Genomic DNA, 22385 nt, shown 5'->3' on the forward strand with positions numbered 1-22385 from the left:
TATATTGTATACAATATAATCTTAAGTCAGAATTTGTTTGTTCAAATTTTTCCATAATATAATCCGCCCGAATCTTTTTCTATAAAAAGAGAGTTCAATATCCGTCGGACATTAAAGGCAATATGTGATTAGTAAAACATTATTTTTATTAGCCAGTGCACTGAGTATTATATGCTGGGCCCGGCTTCTGTTACAGTGGGCTAAATTACCTTTTCTGCATCCTCTGGCTCAGTTTTGTGTACGCAGTACCAATTGGCTGGTACGCCCTCTGCGTAAAATTATACCGCCATTGTACCAATGGGATATTGCCTGCATTCTGGCTACTGTCATTATTTATTACCTGGCATGTACGCTAAATCTGTTTATCAGCCTTAGATGGGTATTACCGGATATTCGCACTATTGCAGCCAGTCTGGCTCTTTGCATTCTGTTTTCCCTGAAAGCACTGTGCTATGTATTATTCATCGGGCTGGTAATAAGAATGTTTTTAAGTCTGAGCAAACCTTATTCAATATTGCTATTTACCTTGCAACGTATCTATGCGCCGTTAACCCGTCCGTTTACCTTTATGCGTATTGGTAAATATGATTTTTCTGCGACAATTATTCTGCTTGTGCTCTGGCTTTGTCTCGAATGGTGGCTGCCGCAGGCAAGCAGTAAGATTTCATACTGGCTGATATTCGGATAATGTTGTCGAATGCAAAATTATTAATAAATTATAAAAACATGCTATTATGCCCGAACTTTTTTAACAGCCTGAAATCCAGTATCTGTTATTTTCAAATCCAGATTAAGCTGTCAGTTCCTGAGCTAATTGCTTAATCGAGCTATGCAAAAGAAAGACTGTACAATGGCCAAACTCACAGAACAAGACATCCAGGCCTGGAATGGCCCTGAAGAAGAATACATGAATGAAGAACACCAAGCTTTCTTCCGTGATTTGCTGTTAAAACTCCAGGATGAGCTGATTCATAATGCCAACAATACGGCCGGACATTTACAGGAGCAGGCTACTACGCCTGATCCTGCAGATCGCGCAACACTGGAAGAAGAATATGCATTAGAACTGCGCACCCGTGACCGTGAACGTAAGTTATTAAGTAAAATTCAGGCTTCATTGCGTCAACTAGACGAAGGCGATTATGGCTTTTGTCAGGATACCGGCGAACCTATCGGTCTGAAACGGCTACTCGCTCGCCCTACTGCAACTTTGTCGGTAGAAGCGCAGGAACGGCGTGAACGAATTAAAAAACAGTTTGTTGATTAATTTATCTGTTATGGATTAAAAACGCTTTCCTGCCGGAAAGCGTTTTTGCATTATTGCTACATATCATCATTGCGATAATGCATGTCTCACCGCTGATTTGCTTAAATATTAACTGCTGTTAATTATTTGAAATTAATTCAATAGAAATCATAAAATGTTGATATAACAGCGATGTACAGGTTAAGCATAAAAAGTACAATCCCGCGGTTGAATAGCCTCAGAGACAGTATTTTCCCTGCGCCAGCAAAGCTTTCACAGGTGCAAAATCCTGCCGATGCTGTGGCAGTACACCAAACTGCTGCAATGCAGCAAGATGTGCGGCTGTACCATAGCCTTTATGACGGGCAAAACCATACTGCGGATAACATTTATCCAGCTCATACATCTCTGCATCACGTGCCGTTTTGGCCAGAATAGAGGCGGCAGAAATAGCGGCTATTTTGAGATCGCCTTTAACTACTGCTTCTGCCGGCAACGTCATATCAGCAGGTATGCGATTGCCATCTATCCACACTTTAGCCGGCTGAATATGTAAACCGGCTACAGCACGAGCCATGGCACGCATAGTTGCAAACAGAATATTAAACTGGTGTATTTCTGCCACGTCTGCTGCAGCTACAGACCATGCAGTTGCCTGCTGCTTAATTAATATTGCCAGCTCATCACGCTTTTTCTCGGACAATTTTTTTGAATCAGTAAGACCGGGTAAATCATAATCTGCCGGTAAAATAACAGCTGCTGCATATACACTGCCAACTAACGGACCACGACCGGCTTCGTCTACACCGGCATGGCTGGGTAAAACCATCAGCTCTGTATTCATATTTGCCCCGTTGCATGCTGCAATACCGCCTTTGCAGACAGTTCATCAGTATTCAAACGCAGCTGCTGATGTAGTGCTGAAAAGTCTGCCTGCAAATCCTGTACTTCCTGTGGCGATTCGTACCAGTGAATCACAGCCTCTGCCAGTTTTTGTGGCGTTGCATTACTTTGCAGTAATTCAGGTACCACACCTCTGTCTAACAGAATATTAGGCAAACCAACATACGGCACTTTAATTTTATGTTTGACATATGCATAGGTTAAAGGTGAGATTTTATAGCTGATTACCATCGGGCATTGGCATAAAGCCACTTCGAGCGTGGCCGTACCGCTGGTAACCAGTGCAACATCGGCTGCCTGACAGGCCATTTCTGCATGTGCAGACATTAAACGTATCGGCAGTTTTTGCCACACCGGCTGAGCCAGAATATCCTGCATACGCTGCCGTGTTGCCGCCGTAGCCAGTGGTAGTAAAAACTGAGCCTGAGGATAACGCTGGTGAATAATTTCAGCAGCCTGTAAAAAAATCGGTGCCATGAAATCAATTTCACTGACCCGGCTGCCCGGCATTAAAACAAACACTGGAGCCTGTTCAGACAGTTTCAGCTGCTGTCTTTTCGCCTTTCTGTCAATAACCAGTGGCAAAGTCTGAGCAAGAGGATGCCCGACAAAACGTGCCCGTCCGCCTGCCTGCCGGTATAGTTCCGGTTCCATCGGAAACAGGCATAATACCTCGTCCACCTGTTTAACAATCTTTTTTACCCGTTTACGCCGCCATGCCCAGACAGACGGACTGACATAATGTACGGTAGCAATACCGGCCTGTTTTAAACTTTCGGCAACACCCAGATTGAAATCCGGTGCATCAATACCGACAAATACCTGTGGTCTGATTTGTTTCAGTGAACGAATCAGGCCGCGACGAATGGCCAAAATTTCCGGTAATTTTTTGACAACTTCAACAAAACCGCGTACTGCCAGTTTTTCCTGATCATAGAGACTTTGTATTCCGGCTGCCAGCATCCGCGGTCCGCCAATACCAACGAACTGTACCCACGGATATCGTGTACGAATCGCATTCATCAAATGGGCACCCAGTAAATCACCAGATGCTTCGCCGGCACACAAGGCTATGGTTAAAATGGGAAGTTCAGTTGCAGCTTTATTCATAGCAGGATAGCAGTTTTATAAGCAACTATTATAGTAAGACGTAATAGATAGCAAGTTTAGCAGGCGATAGTGTATTCCCGAAGGGTACCATAAAAATTAAAAGCCCAAGCAAACGGCTTGGGCTTTTATATTGGGGTGGCTGATGGGGCTCGAACCCACGACAACTGGAATCACAATCCAGGGCTCTACCAACTGAGCTACAGCCACCATAAAACTTTTCAAACTTTGGTGCGCCCGACAGGAATCGAACCTGTAACCCCCGGCTTAGAAGGCCGGTGCTCTATCCGGTTGAGCTACGGGCGCGTACTCTCAAATCTATCCGGACAAGGATTCGGTCGATATGGTCGGGGTGGTGGGATTCGAACTCACGACCCTCTGCTCCCAAAGCAGATGCGCTAACCAGACTGCGCTACACCCCGACGAGAGAGGCGAACTATACAGCCATGAAAAACTATCGTCAAGAGGTAAAGTAAATTTTTTTGCCATATTTTTGAAATATGGCTGATTTATATGAATGGCTATATACAAAAGCAGATGAAACCGCTTAAAAAAAATGCGACAATGCTATTCTTGTAAATATTAGCTGATAGTTACCTGGCATCAGCATAATCTTTTTCTCTGGAATTTTCTCATGACCGCTCAACTCATTGAAGGTAAAAAAATTTCTCAACAAATCCTGCAAGAATTAACCATTCGTGTACAGCAGCGTCTGGATAATCAGCTACGCCGCCCCTGTCTGGCTGTGGTTCTGGTTGGTGAAGATCCGGCCAGTACAGTATATGTACGCAATAAAAAGCGTGCCTGTGAAACCATTGGTTTTGAATCCCGCAGTTACGAGCTGCCTGTACATACCACAGAAGCCGAATTACTGGCCTTGATTGACGAAATGAATGCAGATAATGGTATAGACGGGATTCTGGTGCAATTACCACTGCCTGCACATATTGACAGTCAGCAGGTACTGGAACGGATTGTGCCTCATAAAGATGTAGATGGTTTTCATCCGTATAATGTTGGCCGGTTGGCGGTAAAAATGCCATTAATGCGTCCGTGTACACCTAAAGGGGTAATGACATTACTGGATGCCTATCAGGTACCAATCACCGGTAAAAAAGCTGTTGTAGTAGGTGCTTCAAATATTGTCGGCCGACCGCAGGCGTTAGAATTACTTCTGGCACGTGCGACAGTCACAATCTGTCATAGCGCCACCCGAAATCTGGCACAGGAAGTTGCTGCTGCTGATATTGTGGTTGTAGGCGTCGGCATTCCGAACTTTGTTAAAGGTGAATGGATTAAACCCGGGGCTGTAGTAATAGATGTGGGAATTAACCGTCTGGAAAACGGACAGTTATGCGGGGATGTAGAGTTTGATGCAGCCAGAGAACGTGCATCTATGATTACACCGGTACCGGGCGGAGTAGGCCCTATGACCATAGCTACCTTAATGGAAAACACATTGAAAGCAGCAGAAATTCACGATACAAAACAATCGTGACGTTATCGGCAAAGCTATATTGTGTATTGATTACACAATAATATCAGCCATCATACAAAACAACAAACATGTTTGCTTGGTAAAATAGACATATCAGTCTTCTGGTCTGTACTTGATTATGATGCGATAGAATGGCTGCCGGTTAAAACAGCTATCCTTATTTACAACCCTAATTGTGGTATTAACCTGATGTATCAATTTTTTCTGGACGCCTGTGCTGCTCTGCGCCTGCGCTTTTATCCCAAAACACATTATCGTTACAATCCATTAATCTTCGTTACCGTTTTACTTGCGCTTGGTCTGATGAATATGGCCAATATGTCACAGATTCTGGGACGGCAAACCGGTATAACTATCTTTGTCATTGTGTTAACAGTGGTGCGCTGGAGTGTTCTGAGCATGGCAATGGAGATCATTCTGGGCTATTACAATAAGCAGCCAGGACGCTGGTATGGTTATGTACTGGCCACTGAGGTGCTAATCCTGCCTACACTGGCCACACTATACTGGCCACAGGTATTAGCCGCTCCGGGGTCTTTATGGCTGCTATGGACATTGGTAGTACAGATCTTTGGATTTGTCCGCATCAGTCAACAAAATATATTTAAAGTATTTTTGGGATATATTATCTATTTCTTAATTACCTGTCTGGCCGGAGGCATACTGCTGTTGTTATTCAGCGCCATGGGCTGGGTGGATATTAACAGCATGTCAGATGCATTTCAGCAAATGCTGAAAGCACAGTCAGCTGGAACAGGTATGCGCTGATACAGATGTGGAAACAGACTGGTTCAGCTATAATACATAATGTTTTTGGTACGGTTTAAACCATTTCGCTCTGTACATCCCAAATTTGCCTGATTGGTTTTGTTGATTTAAAAAGGAATAAGCATGACGTTAAAAGTTGCCATTAATGGTTATGGCCGTATTGGCCGCCAGGTATTGCGTGCAATCTATGACTATAACTTGAGCAACCAGTTGGAAATTGTTGCGGTAAATGCCAGCGGTTCACTGGAAACCAGTGCACACCTGACAAAATTTGATACAGTTCATGGCCGTTTTGCCGCAGATGTTTCATCTGATAATGATGCTTTAATTATTAATGGCGACCGCATCCGTTTTTTTTCTACCCGTAACCCGGCAGAATTACCCTGGGGTGAACTGGGTATCGATCTGGTGCTGGAATGTACCGGTGCTTTTACTACCAAAGAAAAAGCCAGCATTCATTTACAAAGTGGTGCTAAAAAAGTTCTGATTTCCGCACCTGGCGGTGCCGATGTGGATGCTACCGTGGTATACGGAGTTAATCATCAGGTATTAACACCGGAAATGACAGTAATATCCAATGGTTCTTGCACAACCAACTGTCTGGCACCGGTGGCAAAAGCCATTAACGACGAACTGGGAATGGTAAAAGGCTTAATGACAACCATTCATTCATTTACCAATGATCAGGTACTGACTGATGTTCGCCATAAAGATTTACGCCGTGCCCGCAGTGCTGTTGAAAATCTGATTCCGACCAAAACCGGAGCAGCCAAGGCTGTAGGACTGGTATTACCGGAATTACAGGGTAAGTTTGATGGCTTTGCAGTACGTGTTCCCACAATTAATGTTTCACTGGTTGATTTAACGTTTGAAGCCGCCCGTAACACCAGTGTCGAAGAAGTTAATGCCATAGTTAAAGCAGCCAGTGAAGGTAGTATGAAACATATTCTGGGCTACAATACTCTGCCATTGGTTTCCACCGATTTTAATCATACAACTCAGGCTTCCATATTTGACAGTACATTAACTAAAGTTACCAATGGTAATATGGTAAAAGTACTGGCGTGGTACGACAATGAATGGGGCTTTAGCTGCCAGATGCTGAATACTGCACGTGCTATGTTTGGCATGGAAGTTACTCCACTCGCTTAACCCGTTTTACCAGCAGAAGTACAGGCTGTCTGAATCCGCTTATACAGGCTTCAGACAGCCTGAACCTATTGTGGCAAACAGAATCAGTACCTGTTTGCCATACAAACACCAGAACAAATTCAACCAAGTTAATATTAATCTTGGCAATTTTTCTCTGACAGACAACGCTGATATTTCTTTTCCGCTTCATTGAGGCACAAATTATGCTTAACTATCATTTGCAACCCCATTCTCTGACTCAGCATCTGTGGCAAGTACGCCTTAGTTTTACACAACTGGATAATCAGAATTTCAGTCTGAGTTTACCCAGCTGGGTACCCGGTAGTTATATGATTCGTGATTTTGCCCGTCATATTGTCACCTTATCAGCCAGTTGCAACAATACACCGGCATCAGCTGAACAGATAAATAAAAATACCTGGGCTTGCAACGGACAGGCAGGTAACTGGGAGATCACTTATCTGGTATATGCTTTCGATACTTCTGTGCGCGGCTCTTTTTTAAATACTGAACGAGGTTTCTTTGACGGTGCCTGTCTTTTTTTACGGCATAATCAGCGTGAACAGGAGAACTGCCAGTTAATCATTACCGGCCTGCCTGAAAACTGGGATATTGCCACTACCATGCCGCAAACATCACAGTCCCATGTTTATCAGGTAAATAATTACCGCTCTTTAATTGATTATCCGGTGGAAATGGGCTATTTGCTGCGTCTGCCATTTAGTGCAGGCGGCATTGAACATGAAATTGTTATCAGCGGCCATTTCTCATCTTTTGATCAGCAGCGTCTGGTAGATGATGTAAGCAAAATATGTGCCAGTGAAATTGCTATGTTTGCCGCACCGGCACCGTTTGAACGCTACAGCTTTTTACTTTTTGTCGGAAATGGCATTTATGGCGGACTGGAACATAAATCCTCCTCTGCCCTCATGGCCGACCGGCATGATCTGCCGCAAAAAGATGGAAAAAATACCGAGGCTTATATTACATTACTCGGTTTGTTCAGCCATGAATATTTTCATGCATGGAACGTAAAATCTATTATTCCTTCTGCATTTTTAAACAGCAAACTGGATGATGAAGTTTATACAAAGCTGTTGTGGGCTTTTGAAGGTATCACTTCCTATTATGATGACTGGTTTCTGGTACGCAGCGGTGTGATTACACCAGAACAGTATCTGCAATTACTGGCCAAAACCATTACCCGTGTACAACAGGGTGCCGGCCGTTTAAAGCAAAGTCTGGCAGATTCCAGCTTTACTGCATGGACAAAATATTACAAACAGAATGAAAACAGTGCCAACAGTATTGTCAGCTATTACCAGAAAGGCGCACTGGCAGCTCTGTGTCTGGATCACTATATCCGCCGGTATACCGGCCAGCAAAAAAATCTGGATGATATTATGCGTGCTCTGTATCAGGACTGGCGTCAGCGGGGTATGGGGCTAGCGGAAAATGAATGGCTGAAAATAGCCCAGCAAGCTACCGGAATAGACTTAACTCAGGTTTATCAGCAATACATTATGACCACAGCAGACTTGCCTTTGACAGAACAATTACAGCAGGCTGGTGTACAGCTCTACTGGGCTGCCTTGCCTCGCCAGCATGGTGGTGCATATATTGAGCATTATTCTGTTGCCGAACAGCCCGATGCAGATCTGGGTGCCCGTGTTCAGCCAGCCTCATTCGGTGTCAGCCTGCAACAAGTATTTAATCAAGGTAGTGCCGAGAATGCAGGTATGAGTGCCGGTGACCAGCTGATTGCTATTAATGATGAAATTATTACCGATTTTAATAAGCAATGGACACGTATTCATGTTGGTGAAACAGTACGGATACATTTCATCCGTGACGGTTTACTGCGACAGACTACTTTACTGGCACAGGCAGCATTAGCTGATACTGCGTTGCTGAGTATTGATAATGCATTGCTATTACAGCGTTGGTTACAGCCACAGCCTTAAATTCATCCGCATACTTTTACCGTTATCTTTCTCTGGTTTTAGAATGACAAGAATAGCAAACATTTTTTTATGGTGCTGCGTGTGTTTCATTATCAGCAGTTGTCAGTCTTATGCTAATTCTAATCAGTTACCCGGCAATTTTTATAAAGTATCTGATGATGTATACCGATCTGAACAACCCTCTTTAAAAGAGGCTGAACAGCTTAATAAAATAGGGATTAAAACAATAATTAACTTGCGTTCATGGCATAGTGATCAGGACAAAATTGCTAATACGGACATGTCTGAAATCCGGATTGATATGCGGGCTGAGAATATAACCGATGAAAAAATCATTCAAATTCTTAAAGCTATTAAAAACTCGCCTAAACCAGTATTAATTCATTGCTGGCATGGCAGTGATCGCACAGGAGTAGTTATTGCGATGTATCGGTTAATTTTTCAGAATTGGACTAAAAAACAGGCTATCAAAGAATTGATGAAGCCGGAATTGAATCATCATTACAAGATTTATCCAAACATACAAAGATATATCCAAGATGTTGATGTTGAAAAAATTCGTCAGGCTGTATTCGAATAACTCCGTGATGTAATGAATGAAAAATATAGTATCAAATTAACAATCTGATTTGATAAAAACTCAAAGTGATATTGATTTTTATACTGGGAATATTGTGTATTCATGTCTGCCGATTTAAGTATAACTCTCGTTCTGCCGGGTTTATTATGGCCTCATCAGGAAGCTGCGGTACCTGACTTACAGCTACCGGCACTGAATACCCTGCGGCAATGGAGCAAATATACATTACAAACCATAAACAGAAGTCAGTTATACCGGCAATATCTGTGGGAAGGTTCATGGGTTCAACAGGCTCAGCAGCAATTAAACCTAAACCCGGAATATTGCGGCTTTATTGTCACACCTATAAACCAGACAGCCGGCATGCATCAGCTTCAGTATCTTGACGGAAATGCTCTTGGTCTGAATCCAGAAGAGGCAAAATCTTTCTGTGAAGTATTGAGTACATGGTTACAGCCAGATGGCTGGCGGTTTTTTCCGGTCAGACCGGATTTATGGCTAGTTACCACGCCACAGGTACTTGATTTTACCCTGTCATCTTTACTTGATTTGTCAGGCTGCATAGACGGCACCGCCAAACCTTCGGGTAAAGATGCAACTCTGATTCTGCAACAGCAAACTGAGCTGCAAATGTTGCTGCATCAGCATCCACTTAATCAGGAACGCAGCACACGCGGTCTGCCCACGATTAACGGTTTATGGTTTGAAAAAGACCTTATTGGCACAGCAAAGCACGACACACTACTTTATACCAATAGTTCGTGGGCATTGCATGCGCATGAATTACCGCTAAATTACGCAGCATTAATGGATACTCTATCAGATTCAGGCCAGCAGGAAATTGTATTGTTTAATGATAGTTTATGCTTACCAGTAAATCAGGGTGATGTTTATACCTATGCACAAATAATGCATCAATGGGAACAAGACTGGTGGCAACCTTTGCTGTCAGGATTAAAAAACCGACATATCCGCCAGCTGAATATCCGATGTGAAACCGGATTGCTTCAGATTCGCAAGCCCAGATTTCGTTTGTTCCGGCCTAAAACCCAACCTTTTACCGGATTGAATTTATGAAGCCGGCACATATTATTACCCGTTCGGTAGATACTGATGCTCTGCAAACTCTGCTTGCTCAGGGTGTTGATCCTCTGCTGGCCAAACTGTATGCAACACGAGCAGTTAAAAACAAAAGTGAAACTGAATACAATTTGTCTGCGCTGTTACCGTTTCAGAATTTGAAAAATATTCAGGCCGCCAGTGAGCGACTGGCTCAGGCAATCGAACGGCAGGAAAAAATTCTGATTGTTGCCGATTATGATGCAGACGGAGCCACAGCATGTGCCTTAGGGATACGCGGATTACAGGCAATGGGAGCGCAAACCGATTTTTTCGTCCCCAACCGCTTTGAACATGGTTATGGCTTAACTGAACAGATTGCTGAGCTTGCAGCTCAGGCAGGTACGAACCTGCTGCTTACCGTGGATAATGGTATTGCCAGTGTAGCCGGCGTACAACGCGCACAACAGCTAGGCATGGACGTCCTGATTACTGACCACCATCTGCCGGGTGAACAACTGCCTGAATGTATTATTGTTAATCCTAATCAACCAGGTGATCAATTTCCCAGTAAAGCATTGGCTGGTGTGGGTGTGATGTTCTATGTACTAATGGCTTTGCGTTACCATCTGCGCCAGCAAAACCGGTTTAGTAAACATCCGGAACCCAATCTTGCTCAATGGCTTGATCTGGTGGCACTGGGCACCATCGCCGATGTGGTACCTCTTGATCAGAATAATCGCCTGCTGGTAACTCAGGGGCTCAGACGAATTAAAGCTGATAAAATGCAAGCAGGAATACGCGCCTTGTTTGCAGTGGCCAAACGCAACCCGCAACAGGCACATGCATTTGATCTGGGTTTTGCTATCGGACCCCGTCTGAATGCTGCCGGCAGACTGGATGATATGAGTCTGGGTATAGCCTGTCTGTTGAGCGATGATATGGAAAGTGCAACCGATCTGGCTGAACAACTGAATGATCTGAACCATGAACGTCGTCAGATTCAGCGCAGCATGCAGGATGAAGCTAATCTGCAACTGGCCGGCTTCAATACAGAAAACAGCTATAGCATCGTTGCTTATCATGATAACTGGCATCAGGGAGTAACCGGAATTTTAGCAGGCCGGTTACGCGAAACCTTTCATCGACCTAGTATTGTTTTTGCTCAGGCAGAAGATGGTACATTACGCGGCTCCGGCCGGTCTATTATCGGTTTACATCTGCGTGATGCACTGGATATGGTCAGTAAACGCCGGCCGGATATTATCCAGAAGTTTGGCGGACATGCTATGGCTGCAGGCTTAAGTATTTCCGAAATACATCTGGCAGCTTTCCAAAATGAATTTGAGGCAGTCTGCAGGCAACTCATCCGGCCGGCAGATTTAAACTATACGTACCAGACTGATGGTTCATTAGACAATCAATATCTGAACTTAGCCACAGCGCAGCAATTGGCGGCTCTGGTATGGGGCCAGAATTTTCCTGAACCCCGTTTTTGCGATGAATTTAAAGTAATCAGACAACAAATAGTGGGTACCGGCCATATTAAAGCAGTGTTACACAAGAACAACTGTGAATATGAAGTTATGTTTTTCCGCTGTACAGCCATCTTACCGGAACATATTCGCGTGGTTTACCGGCTAATTGCCAACCAGTGGCACCAGCAAATGGAATTACAGTTATATGCAGATTACTGGGAAATTTGTAATTAAACCGATATATAGGCTGTTTAAATACACAAATTCACTTATAATTAGCACAATTAAACATTAACATGAATTTACTCTGGTCTTTTATCTGATACAGGTTAGAAAAAAGTGCGCTGTATGCAGTAATATTTCAGCCAAACCTGAACAGGTACAGTATTTACTAGAATGTAAACTCAGAAGTTATGGAGACGGGAATTAATTTGTATGAGTCTTGGACTGATCAGGGTTTTATATAAGCACCAGATTATTGACGCAGAAAAAGCAGAAAAACTGCGTCAGGAACTGGAACAGAAACGTCCGGTTATACCGGCACTACTACAATCTGGAGCCATCAGTGCTGATAAACTGGCCAGCTTTCTGTCCGGTGTATTCGGTATTCCTTACCTGAATCTGGAGCCATATAATCAAAGTCTGGTACCGCTGGATTTAATTAATCTGAAAATTATGCAGCAATACATTTGCGTGCCGCTATTCAAGCGCGGTAATCGACTGTTTTTGGCTGTATCTGATCCTACATCAATTCAGCATTACCAGAAAATTGCCACAGATGCCGGCTGCGTACTGAATCTGGTTATAGTCCGCGATAGTCAGTTACGCCAATTACTGGAAAATCTTGGTCAGGAATCCACCAACCTTCTGGAAGATATGGATTCAATTGGTGACTCCAGTGCTGTAGAAAATAACGCCATGTCTGCAGATGACGAAGATGGCGAAAATGGACCAATTGCAAAATTTGTTTTTAAAATACTAGGTGATGCATTAAACAGCGGCGCATCAGATATCCATTTTGAATTTTATGAAGAAATGGCACGAGTACGCTTTCGCGTTGACGGACAGTTGCGTGAAGTGGTACGTATGCCACTGAATATTCGCGGCCAGATCGCTTCACGTATTAAAGTAATGGCCAAACTGGACATTTCAGAAAAACGTATTCCTCAGGACGGACGTATTCAGGTTCAGTTCCGTAAAGGTGCCAAGCCGATTGATTTCCGTGTCAGCACACTGCCCACTCTGTTCGGGGAAAAAATTGTAATGCGTATCCTGAATTCGGATGCGGCTACTCTGAATATTGAACAACTTGGTTTTGAGCCATTTCAGAAAGAATTACTGCTTGAGGCCATCCACCGGCCATACGGTATGGTGCTGGTTACCGGCCCTACTGGTTCCGGTAAAACCGTATCACTGTATACCTGCCTTAATATTCTTAATACCGACAGTGTTAACATTTCCACTGCTGAAGACCCTGCGGAAATTAACCTGCCTGGTATTAATCAGGTAAATGTTAATGATAAACAAGGACTGACATTTGCTGCTGCGTTAAAATCATTTCTGCGCCAGGATCCGGATATCATTATGGTGGGGGAAATCCGTGATTTGGAAACCGCAGATATTGCCATTAAAGCTGCACAAACCGGCCATATGGTATTTTCAACTTTGCATACCAATAATGCCCCGGCTACATTATCCCGTATGCTGAATATGGGCGTTGCTCCGTTTAATATTGCCAGCTCAGTAAATCTGATTATGGCACAGCGTCTGGTGCGGCGTTTATGTACCTGCAAGGCACCGGCAGAGCGTCCGCCTGAATTTGCACTGAAAAAAGCAGGTTTTTCAGATGAAGATCTCGCCAAAGAATGGACATTTTACCGGCCGGTCGGCTGTGAAAGGTGTAAGGGCAAAGGCTATAAAGGACGTGCCGGCGTATATGAAGTTATGCCGGTCAGTGATGAAATGCAACGTATTATCATGAATAATGGTAATGAAGTAGATATCAGCACTCAGGCGCTCAAGGAAGGTCTGGTCGATTTACGCCATGCCGGTTTACTGAAAGTGATGGAAGGCATTACGTCTCTGGACGAGATTCTTGCAAGCACTAATGATTAAAACTGATTGTTCGCCTATACAATTAAGTCAATACTGTGAGAGAACACTATGAATAAACCCGTAGCAGTATCCAAAACCAAATCTTCCGGTACCAGTTTCAGTTTTGAAGGCAAAAACCTTAAAACTGAACAGATTGTACGCGGAGAAGTTGTCGCAAAAGACGAGGCTGATGCACGCGCCAAGCTAACCCGGCGTCAAATTCGTGTAATACAGATTGCCAAGGTCAAAAAACAGCGCCAAAAGAAAATCAGTCAGGCAGATATTACCGTCTTTACCCGACAATTATCCACCATGATGAAATCTGGTCTGCCTATGATGCAGGCTTTCGATATTGCAGCCAAAGGGCATTCTAACCCGGCAATGACCCAGCTACTGTTGCAAATCCGCTCTGATGTTGAGCAAGGTACATCTCTGGCAGAGTCTTTTTCTAAACATCCGAAATATTTCGATCATTTTTACTGTAATCTGGTGCATGCGGGTGAAGCCGGTGGTGTACTAGAGGCTATTCTTGACAAGCTGTCGGTATATAAAGAAAAAACTCAGGGTATCAAGAAAAAAGTTAAAAGTGCCTTGACTTACCCAGCTGTGGTAGTAGTCGTAGCAATCGCACTGGTAATCGTCATGATGATGTTCGTATTACCTTCATTTGGTAAAGTTTACGAAAGTATGGGCGTACCACTACCTGGTTTGACTCAGTTCATGATGAATATTTCTGATTTCTTTGTACATTACGGCATATTTGTCATCATTGCACTGATAGGTGGTGTAATTGGCTTATTTAAATGGTATCAGAACTCAGATGATCTGAAAAAACGTTTTGATTATATGCTGTTAAAAATGCCTATTTTCGGCCAAATCGTTCGTAAAGCCACCATTGCACGCTGGTCTCGTACAACAGCAACTCTATTTGCAGCAGGCGTACCATTGGTAGAAGTTCTTGATTCAGTTGCCGGAGCCTCCGGTAATATTCGCTATGAAGAAGCTACTCAGGAAATCCGTGCTAAAGTTAATCAGGGTATTTCTCTTACCTCAGCTATGCAGGCAACTGAGTTATTTCCGAACATGGTGATGCAAATGGCTTCAATCGGTGAAGAATCAGGTTCTTTGGATGACATGCTCAATAAGGCCGCAGAATTCTATGAAGAAGATGTAGATACTGCCGTTGCACAGCTGTCTTCATTGATGGAACCGATTATTATGGTTGTACTCGGTGGTATTGTCGGGATAATTCTGGTTGCCATGTATTTACCGCTATTTAATATCGGTAATGCCGTAGGTTAATACCTGATGTTAACTGATACTCTGTTTTTTAGCGTCATTGCATTAATATCGGGATGTGCTGTTGGCAGTTTTCTGAATGTAGTGATCTATCGTTTACCCATTATGATGGAACGAAGCTGGCAGGCAGAAGCACGAATGGCATTGCAACTGCCTGCAGAACACACCAGTCGCTTTAATCTCTGTGTTCCGCATTCAGCCTGCCCGCACTGTCAACATAAAATCCGCTGGTGGCAGAATATACCTCTTGTCAGTTATATACTGCTCCGCGGACGCTGTGCTTCATGTTCAGCATCCATCAGCCCGCGCTATTTTTGTGTAGAATTATTAACCGGTATTGCATTTGCTGCAGTAGTCTGGCGTTATGATGTCACACCTGTTGCTGCGGGCGGTCTGATACTGACTGCAGCATTGATTGCACTGACCTTTATAGATGCCGAAACCCAGCTGTTACCTGACCAAATCACCCTACCTCTACTCTGGCTGGGTTTACTGTTTAACTGGTATTGTGAATTTGTTCCCTTAGCTTCTGCTGTCTGGGGTGCTGCATTAGGCTATCTGAGCTTGTGGTCACTTTTCTGGTTATTCAAACTACTAACCGGTAAAGATGGTATGGGTTATGGTGATTTTAAACTACTGGCTGCCCTTGGTGCGTGGATGGGTGCTTCTGCATTGCCTTTAATTGTATTTATGGCAGCAATTGTCGGTATTATTGCTTCACTTATTCTCAGAGTTGCCCGCAGCCAGCCTATGGCTTTTGGTCCGGCACTGGCCATTGCAGGCTGGATTGTGTGGATGATAAACAGTCAGATTAATCAGTTGATTCACTGGTGGCTGCGTCTTTCCGGGTTTAGTACATGACGTTCTGGATAGGTCTGTCCGGTGGCATAGGTAGTGGAAAATCTGCCGTAGCAAGCTGTTTTACTGCTCTGGGCATACCAGTACTGAATGCAGATGAAATCGCACACCAGCTTACTGCTCCTGGCGGTCTGGCGTTACCTGAAATCCGCAGACAGTGCGGGAATAATCTATTTCTTACTGACGGCAGTCTGGATCGGCCAAAACTGCGTAATTGGGTGTTTACCGATTCACAGAATCGTATTCTGCTGGAAAATATTCTCCATCCGTTAATTCTGCAAAGTCTTCAGCAAGCAAAACAGCAAATCGTTTTGAATCAGCATTATGGAATTATTGAAATTCCTTTACTGGCAGAAAAACCAGAATTTCAACAACTGGTACAACGTATACTCATTATCGAAGCACCGGTTAACATATGTATTCAAAGAGTTCGGCAACGCAGTAATCTGGACGAATCAACAATCCGTGCTATCATGGCGCAGCAAGCTGACAGTAATAGCCGGAAAGCCATTGCCGATGACATTATTATCAACGATGGCAACTGGCAGGAACTTAACCGGAAAGTTATCCAGCTGCATCATTTCTATCAAGCTCTAACACCAGCCAAGTTATGACAGATATTATCCATTTCGAACATCCTTTGTCTGAGCGCGTCCGTAATTTCCTGCGCATAGCACATCTGTTCAAACACTTCCATGAAGTAGTGATACGCAGTGAAATCTGGGCACATCATTGTGCATTATTCTCACTATTCGAAATCATGGAAGCAGCAGCACGTGCCGAATTGAAACTGGATATTCTGCAAGAACTGGAACGACAAAAAAGTCTGGCCAGACAACGTGGTGAAGAAGGTAAACATGTCTTGGTAGATATACAAACTGCAATTACAAATCTGCAAAGCGTTCAGCAAAAATTCGGACAGCATTTGCGCGAAAATGAATGGCTGATGGCAATTAAACAGCGAATGTTCGTACCCGGCGGTACCAGCCCGTATGATTTGCCTTCCTATTATTACTGGCAACAAAAAAAACCGGCAGAACGTGAATTACAGTTACGTCAGTGGATCCAAAGTCTGTTACCTACTTATGAAGCCATCAAACTGCTACTGGAAATTCTGCGTCAAAACAGTCTGTCTGTAGACTGTCTGGCAACAAGCGGAAGTTATCAGCACAACAGCCTTGGACAGAACATTCATCTACTGGGTATTAATGTTTCCCAAAATGCCACTGCACTGCCAGAAGTATCTGCTAATAAATATTTTACCCATATTCGCTTTTTACAGGCTTCACAACAACAGGCACGTGGCCAGGTTTTAAACACTGATATACCATTTACTCTGGTAATGTGCAGCTTTGATCCGGTAATCAAATAATGACTGAAAAAATCACCACTGTAATTTGCCCGATATGCGGGAAAAATGTTGACTGGACTCCGTCCAGTCGCTTTCGTCCGTTCTGTTCAAAGCGTTGCAAAATGATTGATCTGGGAGCATGGGCTAGTGAAAATTATAATCTGCCAGCCGATGAAGATCAGCCGCTAAGTGAAGAAATAACACCATCAAAGCATTGATAAACAGCGGCAAATATCACTTATAACCTCACAAATATTCAATTTTATGACTTCCCCTGCTCTTTGTATTAAACAAGCAGTAAAAACCTATGCTAATGGTTTTACTGCTTTAAAAGGTGTCAGCTTTAGTGTCCAGCCCGGTGAATTTTTTGGTTTACTCGGTCCTAACGGTGCCGGCAAAACTACTCTCATTTCCGCAATGGCCGGACTAAGCCGCCTGACTTCCGGACAAATCAGCATTTGTGGTCATGATGTACAACTGGAAGCAAACACTACCCGTAAACTTCTGGGTGTCGTTCCGCAGGAACTGGTTTTCGATCCTTTTTTTAACGTACGTGAAGCACTGAAGTTTCAGTCCGGCTATTTTGGTCTGCGCAATAACGATGACTGGATAGATGAAATTATCGCCGGTCTCGGACTGACAGATAAAGCCGACACGAACACACGTAATCTGTCTGGCGGGATGAAACGCCGCGTTATGGTTGCTCTGGCTTTAGTACACCGGCCGCCTGTTATCGTACTGGACGAACCCACAGCCGGAGTAGACGTAGAATTACGTCAGAATCTGTGGCAGTTTATTACTCGGCTGAATACAGACGGCCATACCATTATTCTTACCACGCACTATCTGGAAGAAGCACAATCATTATGCAATCGCATCGCCATGCTGAAACATGGCGAAATTGTCGCACTGGACAGCACACGCAACTTGCTGGATACCGAAACAGAATTACGGCTGGCATTAACTACAGACCAAACATTACCGGATAATTTACGTCATTATCTGATTAAAGAAGATGATAATAACCATTATCTGCTTAAACTCGCTGACTACAACCAGCTAACAGCCTTATTACAAATTCTGCAGACTCAGAGAATTAACGTTATCAATCTGAATATTCTGGAAAACGATCTGGAAAACGTCTTTCTGCGCCTGACCAGTGACCATGAGAAAGGCACAAAATGAATACAATTGGTTGCTACACCCTTTTTAAAAAAGAAGTATTGCGATTCTGGAAAGTAGGTTTTCAAACTTTATCTGCTCCTATCCTCACCGCACTATTGTATCAGCTGATATTTGCTCATGTAATGCAGGGGCGTCCTGATATATTACCGGGAGTCAGTTACAATGTATTTCTGATACCGGGCCTGGCTATGATGTCTATGCTGCAAAATGCTTTTGCCAACTCATCTTCAAGTCTGATTCAATCACGGATTACCGGTAATCTGATATTTATTCTGTTACCGCCATTGGGTACCATTGCTTTTTTTTGCGCTTATGTCGGTGCTTCCATCCTGCGCGGACTGATGGTAGGTATTGGAGTCATAGCAGTAACGGCTTTTTTCGGATTAACCATACCACATCATATCGGCTGGATCATAACATTCGCACTGCTCGGATGTGCCATTATGGGTATGTTTGGCTTACTTGCCGGCATTGTTGCAGAAAAATTTGATCAGCTGGCCGCTTTTCAGAACTTTCTTATCATGCCTTTAACATTTCTGTCCGGTGTATTCTATTCTATCAACAGTCTGCCTGAATTCTGGCGCTCACTCAGCCATTTCAATCCGGTTTTTTATATGATTGACGGCTTCCGTTTTGGTTTTTTCGGTCAGAGTGATGCCTCTCCCTGGCTTGCACTAACGGTAGTCGGCAGCTTTGCCGTCGTCCTGTGTATTCTTGTCTGCGGCATCCTGAAATCAGGCTGGAAATTACGCAATTAGACACAGCAAAACGCTATAATAGCCGCCTTATTAATAACTATTCCGGAGCACGTTATGTTAACACCAGAAGAAGTTAAAACCATGATTGCAAACCTTCTGCCTTGTGAATATCTTGAGGTTGAAGGCGATGGTCACCATTTCTTTGCCCGGATTGTATCCAGTGCCTTTAACGGAAAAAATCGTCTGGCACGCCATCGTATGATTAAAGACGGGCTGGCGCAGCAGATTGCCAGTAATGAATTACATGCATTATCCATTACCACTGCCGCCACTCCTGACGAATGGGCTGTCAAACAGCATTAATCCGGCAAACAGACACTATTGCCATAATTGAGAATCCATATGGAAAAATTAAAAATCCGTGCTAACGGCGCATTACACGGTGAAATTGTTATTTCCGGCGCTAAAAATGCCGCTTTACCTTTGTTATGTGCCTCCTTACTGACTCGTGATACCCTGCATCTGACCAATGTGCCCATGCTGCGTGATGTTAAAACCACCCAAAAACTGTTACAGGGCATGGGAGCACGTGTACTTACCGATAATATTCAGGAATTTGAAATAAACTGTAACAGTATCAATAATACCTGTGCACCATACGATCTGGTTAAAACCATGCGTGCATCTATTCTGGTACTGGGTCCCACACTGGCACACTTTGGTGAGGCTCAGGTCAGCCTACCCGGAGGCTGTGCCATCGGATCGAGACCGGTAGACCAGCACCTCAAAGGGCTTGAAGCCATGGGGGCAGAAATCAGTATTGAGCATGGTTATGTCAAAGCCCGGGCAAAACGTCTGCAAGGTGCACATATTGTTATGGATATGGTTACCGTAACCGGCACAGAAAATCTGTTAATGGCTGCAACACTGGCAAACGGAACGACTATTCTGGAAAATGCTGCCATGGAACCGGAAGTTACCGATCTTGCCGATTGCCTGGTTAAAATGGGTGCCAATATTCAGGGAATAGGTACACCGACTCTTACTATTACCGGTGTAGAAAAATTGCATGGATGCAGTCACCGTGTCGTTCCCGACCGCATAGAAGCCGGAACTTTTTTGTGTGCAGTGGCTATGACCGGCGGCAAAGTCATTCTTAAACATGCTGCACCTAAAACCATGCAAGCTGTTCTGGAAAAACTGAGTGAAGCCGGCGCAATTATTGAAGCCGGTGACGACTGGATCAGCATCGACATGCAACAGCGTCCTAAAGCTATCGATATCCGCACCCTGCCCTATCCGGCATTTCCTACCGATATGCAGGCACAGTTTATGGTAATGAATAGTATTGCCAGCGGTAACAGTAAAGTAGTGGAAACTATTTTTGAAAACCGTTTTATGCATGTCCCCGAACTCAATCGTATGGGTGCCCGGATATCAGCTGAAGGTAATACTGCAATTGTGGAAGGTGTGGAACAATTATCCGGTACAACTGTTATGGCTACCGATTTACGTGCTTCTGCCAGTCTGGTACTTGCCGGTCTGGTGGCCAGTGGTGAAACTACTGTTGAACGTATTTATCATCTTGATCGCGGCTATGAAAATATAGAACAGAAGCTAGGCGGAGTGGGCGCTATCATTGAACGCATCAGTGACCACTAACATCAATAAATTACAAGGGCTGTCTGTATATTTATTTAGATAGCCCTTTATATATCATCAACATGATAAAATAAATAATCAGCATATGATTATTTATAAAATATCCAAATATATCAAAATTGATAAGAAATAATTATCAACGGATTTGTTTATGCACTTTTTTGAATATCTTTTTTTGGGTAAATTACTCTTACTCTAAAATAATTTATTAAATAAATCAAAATCTTAAATTTTATTTACTGTGATTGAAAATATCTAAATTAATATTTTTTAAGAGAATTAAAAATATGCCGATAAAATCATAAAACTAACTCGTAAAATATTATTTTTCAAAATTAATTATTCATTTAAATGAATTGCATATTTACTCGTACGATCAAATCACGTAATCCACCATCTCCGGCAATCTGAACATAGTTAACCGCTGAGGTCTGAACCATACTGTCTGAGCCGGCTGTAATGACAGCGTACGAAACTCGGCCGGCGACAGCCATACCTGTATACGCTGATTATTATCCACCCGGCGCAACCATAACCTTATTTGTGCACCGATAGCATGTATTTCCTCTACGCATGCACTGGCAATTACATTATCCTGAATATGAGTTAATACCTGTATTTCCTGAGGCCGGATATAAACAGCTACATTCTGACGGGCTTTTTCTCCTGTGGTAATAGGTTCATGATAATGCCCCAGACACAATTGCCCGTGTTCAATACAGGCATCTTCAAATACATTAACCTCACCCAGAAACTCAGTAACAAATACATTTTCAGGATTATCATACAAAGATGAGGCAGCTCCGCTTTGCTCAACTTTTCCCTGATTCATCACCACTATCTGGTCGGCCATTTCCAGCGCCTCTTCCTGATCATGTGTAACCAGTACACTGGTAATCCCAAGCTGATGATGAATTTCCAGCAGCCACTGGCGTAATTCCTTGCGCACCTTAGCATCCAGTGCACCAAACGGCTCATCCAGCAGCAGCAGCTTTGGTCTGGTAGCCAGAGCACGTGCCAGAGCAATACGCTGGCGCTGACCTCCGGATAGTTGCTGCGGATATACTTTAGCCAGCCAGTCAAGCTGCACCAGTTGTAATAATTCATGCACCCGGGCAGCTATTTCTGCTTTATTCGGGCGAATGCGTTTAGGCAGTACCTGTAAACCAAAAGCCACATTATCAAATACGGTCATATGCCTGAATAAGGCATAGTGCTGAAACATAAATCCGACCCGGCGCTCACGCACATGCAGATTACTGACCTCATCATCAGCAAAAAACAGCTCACCTGAATCTGCGCGTTCCAGCCCGGCAATGATGCGTAACAAGGTGGTTTTTCCACAACCGGACGGACCAAGCAATGCCGTCAGTGAACCGGTTGGTACCTGCAGATTAATATTCTGCAAGGCATGATAATCACCATAATATTTATTTAATTGTTTAATACGAATACTCATAATCGCTACCCAGCACGGTACTTT

The 22385-nt window shown here is 43.6% G+C and carries 22 protein-coding genes and 3 tRNA genes; 19 read left to right on the top strand and 6 right to left on the bottom strand.

Annotated features, from left to right (window positions below; translation table 11 throughout):
- The first annotated feature begins 124 nt into the window (after positions 1 to 124).
- Both H3V01_RS09645 and dksA read left to right on the top strand, forming a co-directional pair.
- Positions 125 to 688 (top strand): YggT family protein, encoded by a 564-nt coding sequence (locus H3V01_RS09645; RefSeq protein ID WP_084552596.1) that lies wholly within the window; start codon positions 125 to 127, stop codon positions 686 to 688.
- A gap of 162 nt (positions 689 to 850) precedes the next feature.
- The gene (dksA, locus tag H3V01_RS09650; protein WP_025329875.1) at positions 851 to 1267 is read left to right on the top strand and encodes an RNA polymerase-binding protein DksA; all 417 of its coding nucleotides are present in this window, start codon (positions 851 to 853) and stop codon (positions 1265 to 1267) included.
- A gap of 217 nt (positions 1268 to 1484) precedes the next feature.
- Here the strand turns inward: dksA and rnhB are convergent, their stop codons facing one another.
- The 5 genes from rnhB to H3V01_RS09675 all read right to left on the bottom strand — a co-directional run bounded on the left by rnhB (position 1485) and on the right by H3V01_RS09675 (position 3678).
- The gene (gene rnhB / locus H3V01_RS09655) at positions 1485 to 2090 is read right to left on the bottom strand and encodes a ribonuclease HII (RefSeq protein WP_100125693.1); all 606 of its coding nucleotides are present in this window, start codon (positions 2088 to 2090) and stop codon (positions 1485 to 1487) included.
- Positions 2087 to 3259: a lipid-A-disaccharide synthase gene (gene lpxB, locus H3V01_RS09660; RefSeq protein ID WP_198186667.1), complete on the bottom strand. Its 1173-nt coding sequence runs from the start codon at positions 3257 to 3259 to the stop codon at positions 2087 to 2089. Before lpxB ends, rnhB begins: the two co-directional genes overlap by 4 nt.
- A 131-nt stretch (positions 3260 to 3390) precedes the next feature.
- Positions 3391 to 3466 (bottom strand) — tRNA-His (locus tag H3V01_RS09665).
- 19 nt (positions 3467 to 3485) lie between these two features.
- A tRNA-Arg gene (locus tag H3V01_RS09670) sits at positions 3486 to 3562 on the bottom strand.
- 38 nt (positions 3563 to 3600) lie between these two features.
- Positions 3601 to 3678: transfer RNA gene (locus H3V01_RS09675), tRNA-Pro, on the bottom strand.
- A gap of 212 nt (positions 3679 to 3890) precedes the next feature.
- On the opposite strand from H3V01_RS09675, the gene folD reads away from it, so the two are divergent.
- The 17 genes from folD (at position 3891) to murA (ending at position 20902) form a co-directional block, all read left to right on the top strand.
- Entirely contained in the window at positions 3891 to 4754 is an 864-nt protein-coding gene (gene folD, locus H3V01_RS09680; protein ID WP_198186668.1) for a bifunctional methylenetetrahydrofolate dehydrogenase/methenyltetrahydrofolate cyclohydrolase FolD, read from the top strand.
- A 72-nt stretch (positions 4755 to 4826) separates the two neighbouring features.
- Positions 4827 to 5522 (top strand): hypothetical protein, encoded by a 696-nt coding sequence (locus H3V01_RS09685; protein ID WP_198186669.1) that lies wholly within the window; start codon positions 4827 to 4829, stop codon positions 5520 to 5522.
- A 123-nt stretch (positions 5523 to 5645) separates the two neighbouring features.
- Positions 5646 to 6674, top strand: a complete 1029-nt coding sequence (gene gap, locus H3V01_RS09690) for a type I glyceraldehyde-3-phosphate dehydrogenase (RefSeq protein WP_037392193.1) — start codon at positions 5646 to 5648, stop codon at positions 6672 to 6674.
- A 203-nt stretch (positions 6675 to 6877) separates the two neighbouring features.
- A complete protein-coding gene (locus H3V01_RS09695; protein ID WP_198186670.1) occupies positions 6878 to 8638 on the top strand; it encodes a M61 family metallopeptidase in 1761 nt (586 codons plus the stop codon).
- A 43-nt stretch (positions 8639 to 8681) separates the two neighbouring features.
- Positions 8682 to 9218, top strand: a complete 537-nt coding sequence (locus H3V01_RS09700) for a dual specificity protein phosphatase family protein (RefSeq protein WP_198186671.1) — start codon at positions 8682 to 8684, stop codon at positions 9216 to 9218.
- Between the two features lie 102 nt (positions 9219 to 9320).
- Positions 9321 to 10295 carry a hypothetical protein gene (locus tag H3V01_RS09705; protein ID WP_198186672.1) on the top strand — a complete coding sequence of 325 codons (975 nt, stop codon included), beginning with the start codon at positions 9321 to 9323 and terminating at the stop codon, positions 10293 to 10295.
- Positions 10292 to 11989 (top strand): single-stranded-DNA-specific exonuclease RecJ, encoded by a 1698-nt coding sequence (recJ, locus tag H3V01_RS09710; protein WP_198186673.1) that lies wholly within the window; start codon positions 10292 to 10294, stop codon positions 11987 to 11989. The genes H3V01_RS09705 and recJ overlap by 4 nt, the downstream gene beginning before the upstream one ends.
- Before the next feature lie 201 nt (positions 11990 to 12190).
- Positions 12191 to 13870, top strand: a complete 1680-nt coding sequence (pilB, locus tag H3V01_RS09715) for a type IV-A pilus assembly ATPase PilB (protein WP_198186674.1) — start codon at positions 12191 to 12193, stop codon at positions 13868 to 13870.
- Between the two features lie 48 nt (positions 13871 to 13918).
- Positions 13919 to 15151, top strand: a complete 1233-nt coding sequence (locus tag H3V01_RS09720; RefSeq protein ID WP_198186675.1) for a type II secretion system F family protein — start codon at positions 13919 to 13921, stop codon at positions 15149 to 15151.
- 6 nt (positions 15152 to 15157) lie between these two features.
- Positions 15158 to 16009, top strand: a complete 852-nt coding sequence (locus tag H3V01_RS09725) for a prepilin peptidase (protein WP_198186676.1) — start codon at positions 15158 to 15160, stop codon at positions 16007 to 16009.
- Entirely contained in the window at positions 16006 to 16620 is a 615-nt protein-coding gene (gene coaE / locus H3V01_RS09730; RefSeq protein WP_198186677.1) for a dephospho-CoA kinase, read from the top strand. The genes H3V01_RS09725 and coaE overlap by 4 nt, the downstream gene beginning before the upstream one ends.
- 5 nt (positions 16621 to 16625) lie before the next feature.
- Complete coding sequence (zapD, locus tag H3V01_RS09735) at positions 16626 to 17378, top strand: cell division protein ZapD (protein ID WP_084563563.1); 753 nt, start codon at positions 16626 to 16628, stop codon at positions 17376 to 17378.
- On the top strand, positions 17378 to 17575 hold the full coding sequence (yacG, locus tag H3V01_RS09740) for a DNA gyrase inhibitor YacG (RefSeq protein WP_198186678.1): 198 nt from the start codon (positions 17378 to 17380) through the stop codon (positions 17573 to 17575). The genes zapD and yacG overlap by 1 nt, the downstream gene beginning before the upstream one ends.
- 46 nt (positions 17576 to 17621) lie before the next feature.
- Positions 17622 to 18542, top strand: a complete 921-nt coding sequence (locus tag H3V01_RS09745) for an ABC transporter ATP-binding protein (RefSeq protein ID WP_198186679.1) — start codon at positions 17622 to 17624, stop codon at positions 18540 to 18542.
- Positions 18539 to 19300: an ABC transporter permease gene (locus H3V01_RS09750; RefSeq protein WP_198186680.1), complete on the top strand. Its 762-nt coding sequence runs from the start codon at positions 18539 to 18541 to the stop codon at positions 19298 to 19300. Before H3V01_RS09745 ends, H3V01_RS09750 begins: the two co-directional genes overlap by 4 nt.
- A 54-nt stretch (positions 19301 to 19354) precedes the next feature.
- A complete protein-coding gene (locus tag H3V01_RS09755; protein ID WP_025329856.1) occupies positions 19355 to 19603 on the top strand; it encodes a BolA family protein in 249 nt (82 codons plus the stop codon).
- A 39-nt stretch (positions 19604 to 19642) separates the two neighbouring features.
- Positions 19643 to 20902, top strand: coding sequence for a UDP-N-acetylglucosamine 1-carboxyvinyltransferase (gene murA, locus H3V01_RS09760; RefSeq protein WP_198186681.1), 1260 nt, complete (start codon positions 19643 to 19645; stop codon positions 20900 to 20902).
- A gap of 376 nt (positions 20903 to 21278) precedes the next feature.
- Here the strand turns inward: murA and H3V01_RS09765 are convergent, their stop codons facing one another.
- A complete protein-coding gene (locus tag H3V01_RS09765) occupies positions 21279 to 22361 on the bottom strand; it encodes a sulfate/molybdate ABC transporter ATP-binding protein (protein WP_198186682.1) in 1083 nt (360 codons plus the stop codon).
- Positions 22362 to 22385: the final 24 nt, after the last annotated feature.

The sequence above is a fragment of the Snodgrassella sp. M0351 genome (genome assembly GCF_016100575.1).
In the GTDB taxonomy this organism is placed as follows: domain Bacteria; phylum Pseudomonadota; class Gammaproteobacteria; order Burkholderiales; family Neisseriaceae; genus Snodgrassella; species Snodgrassella alvi.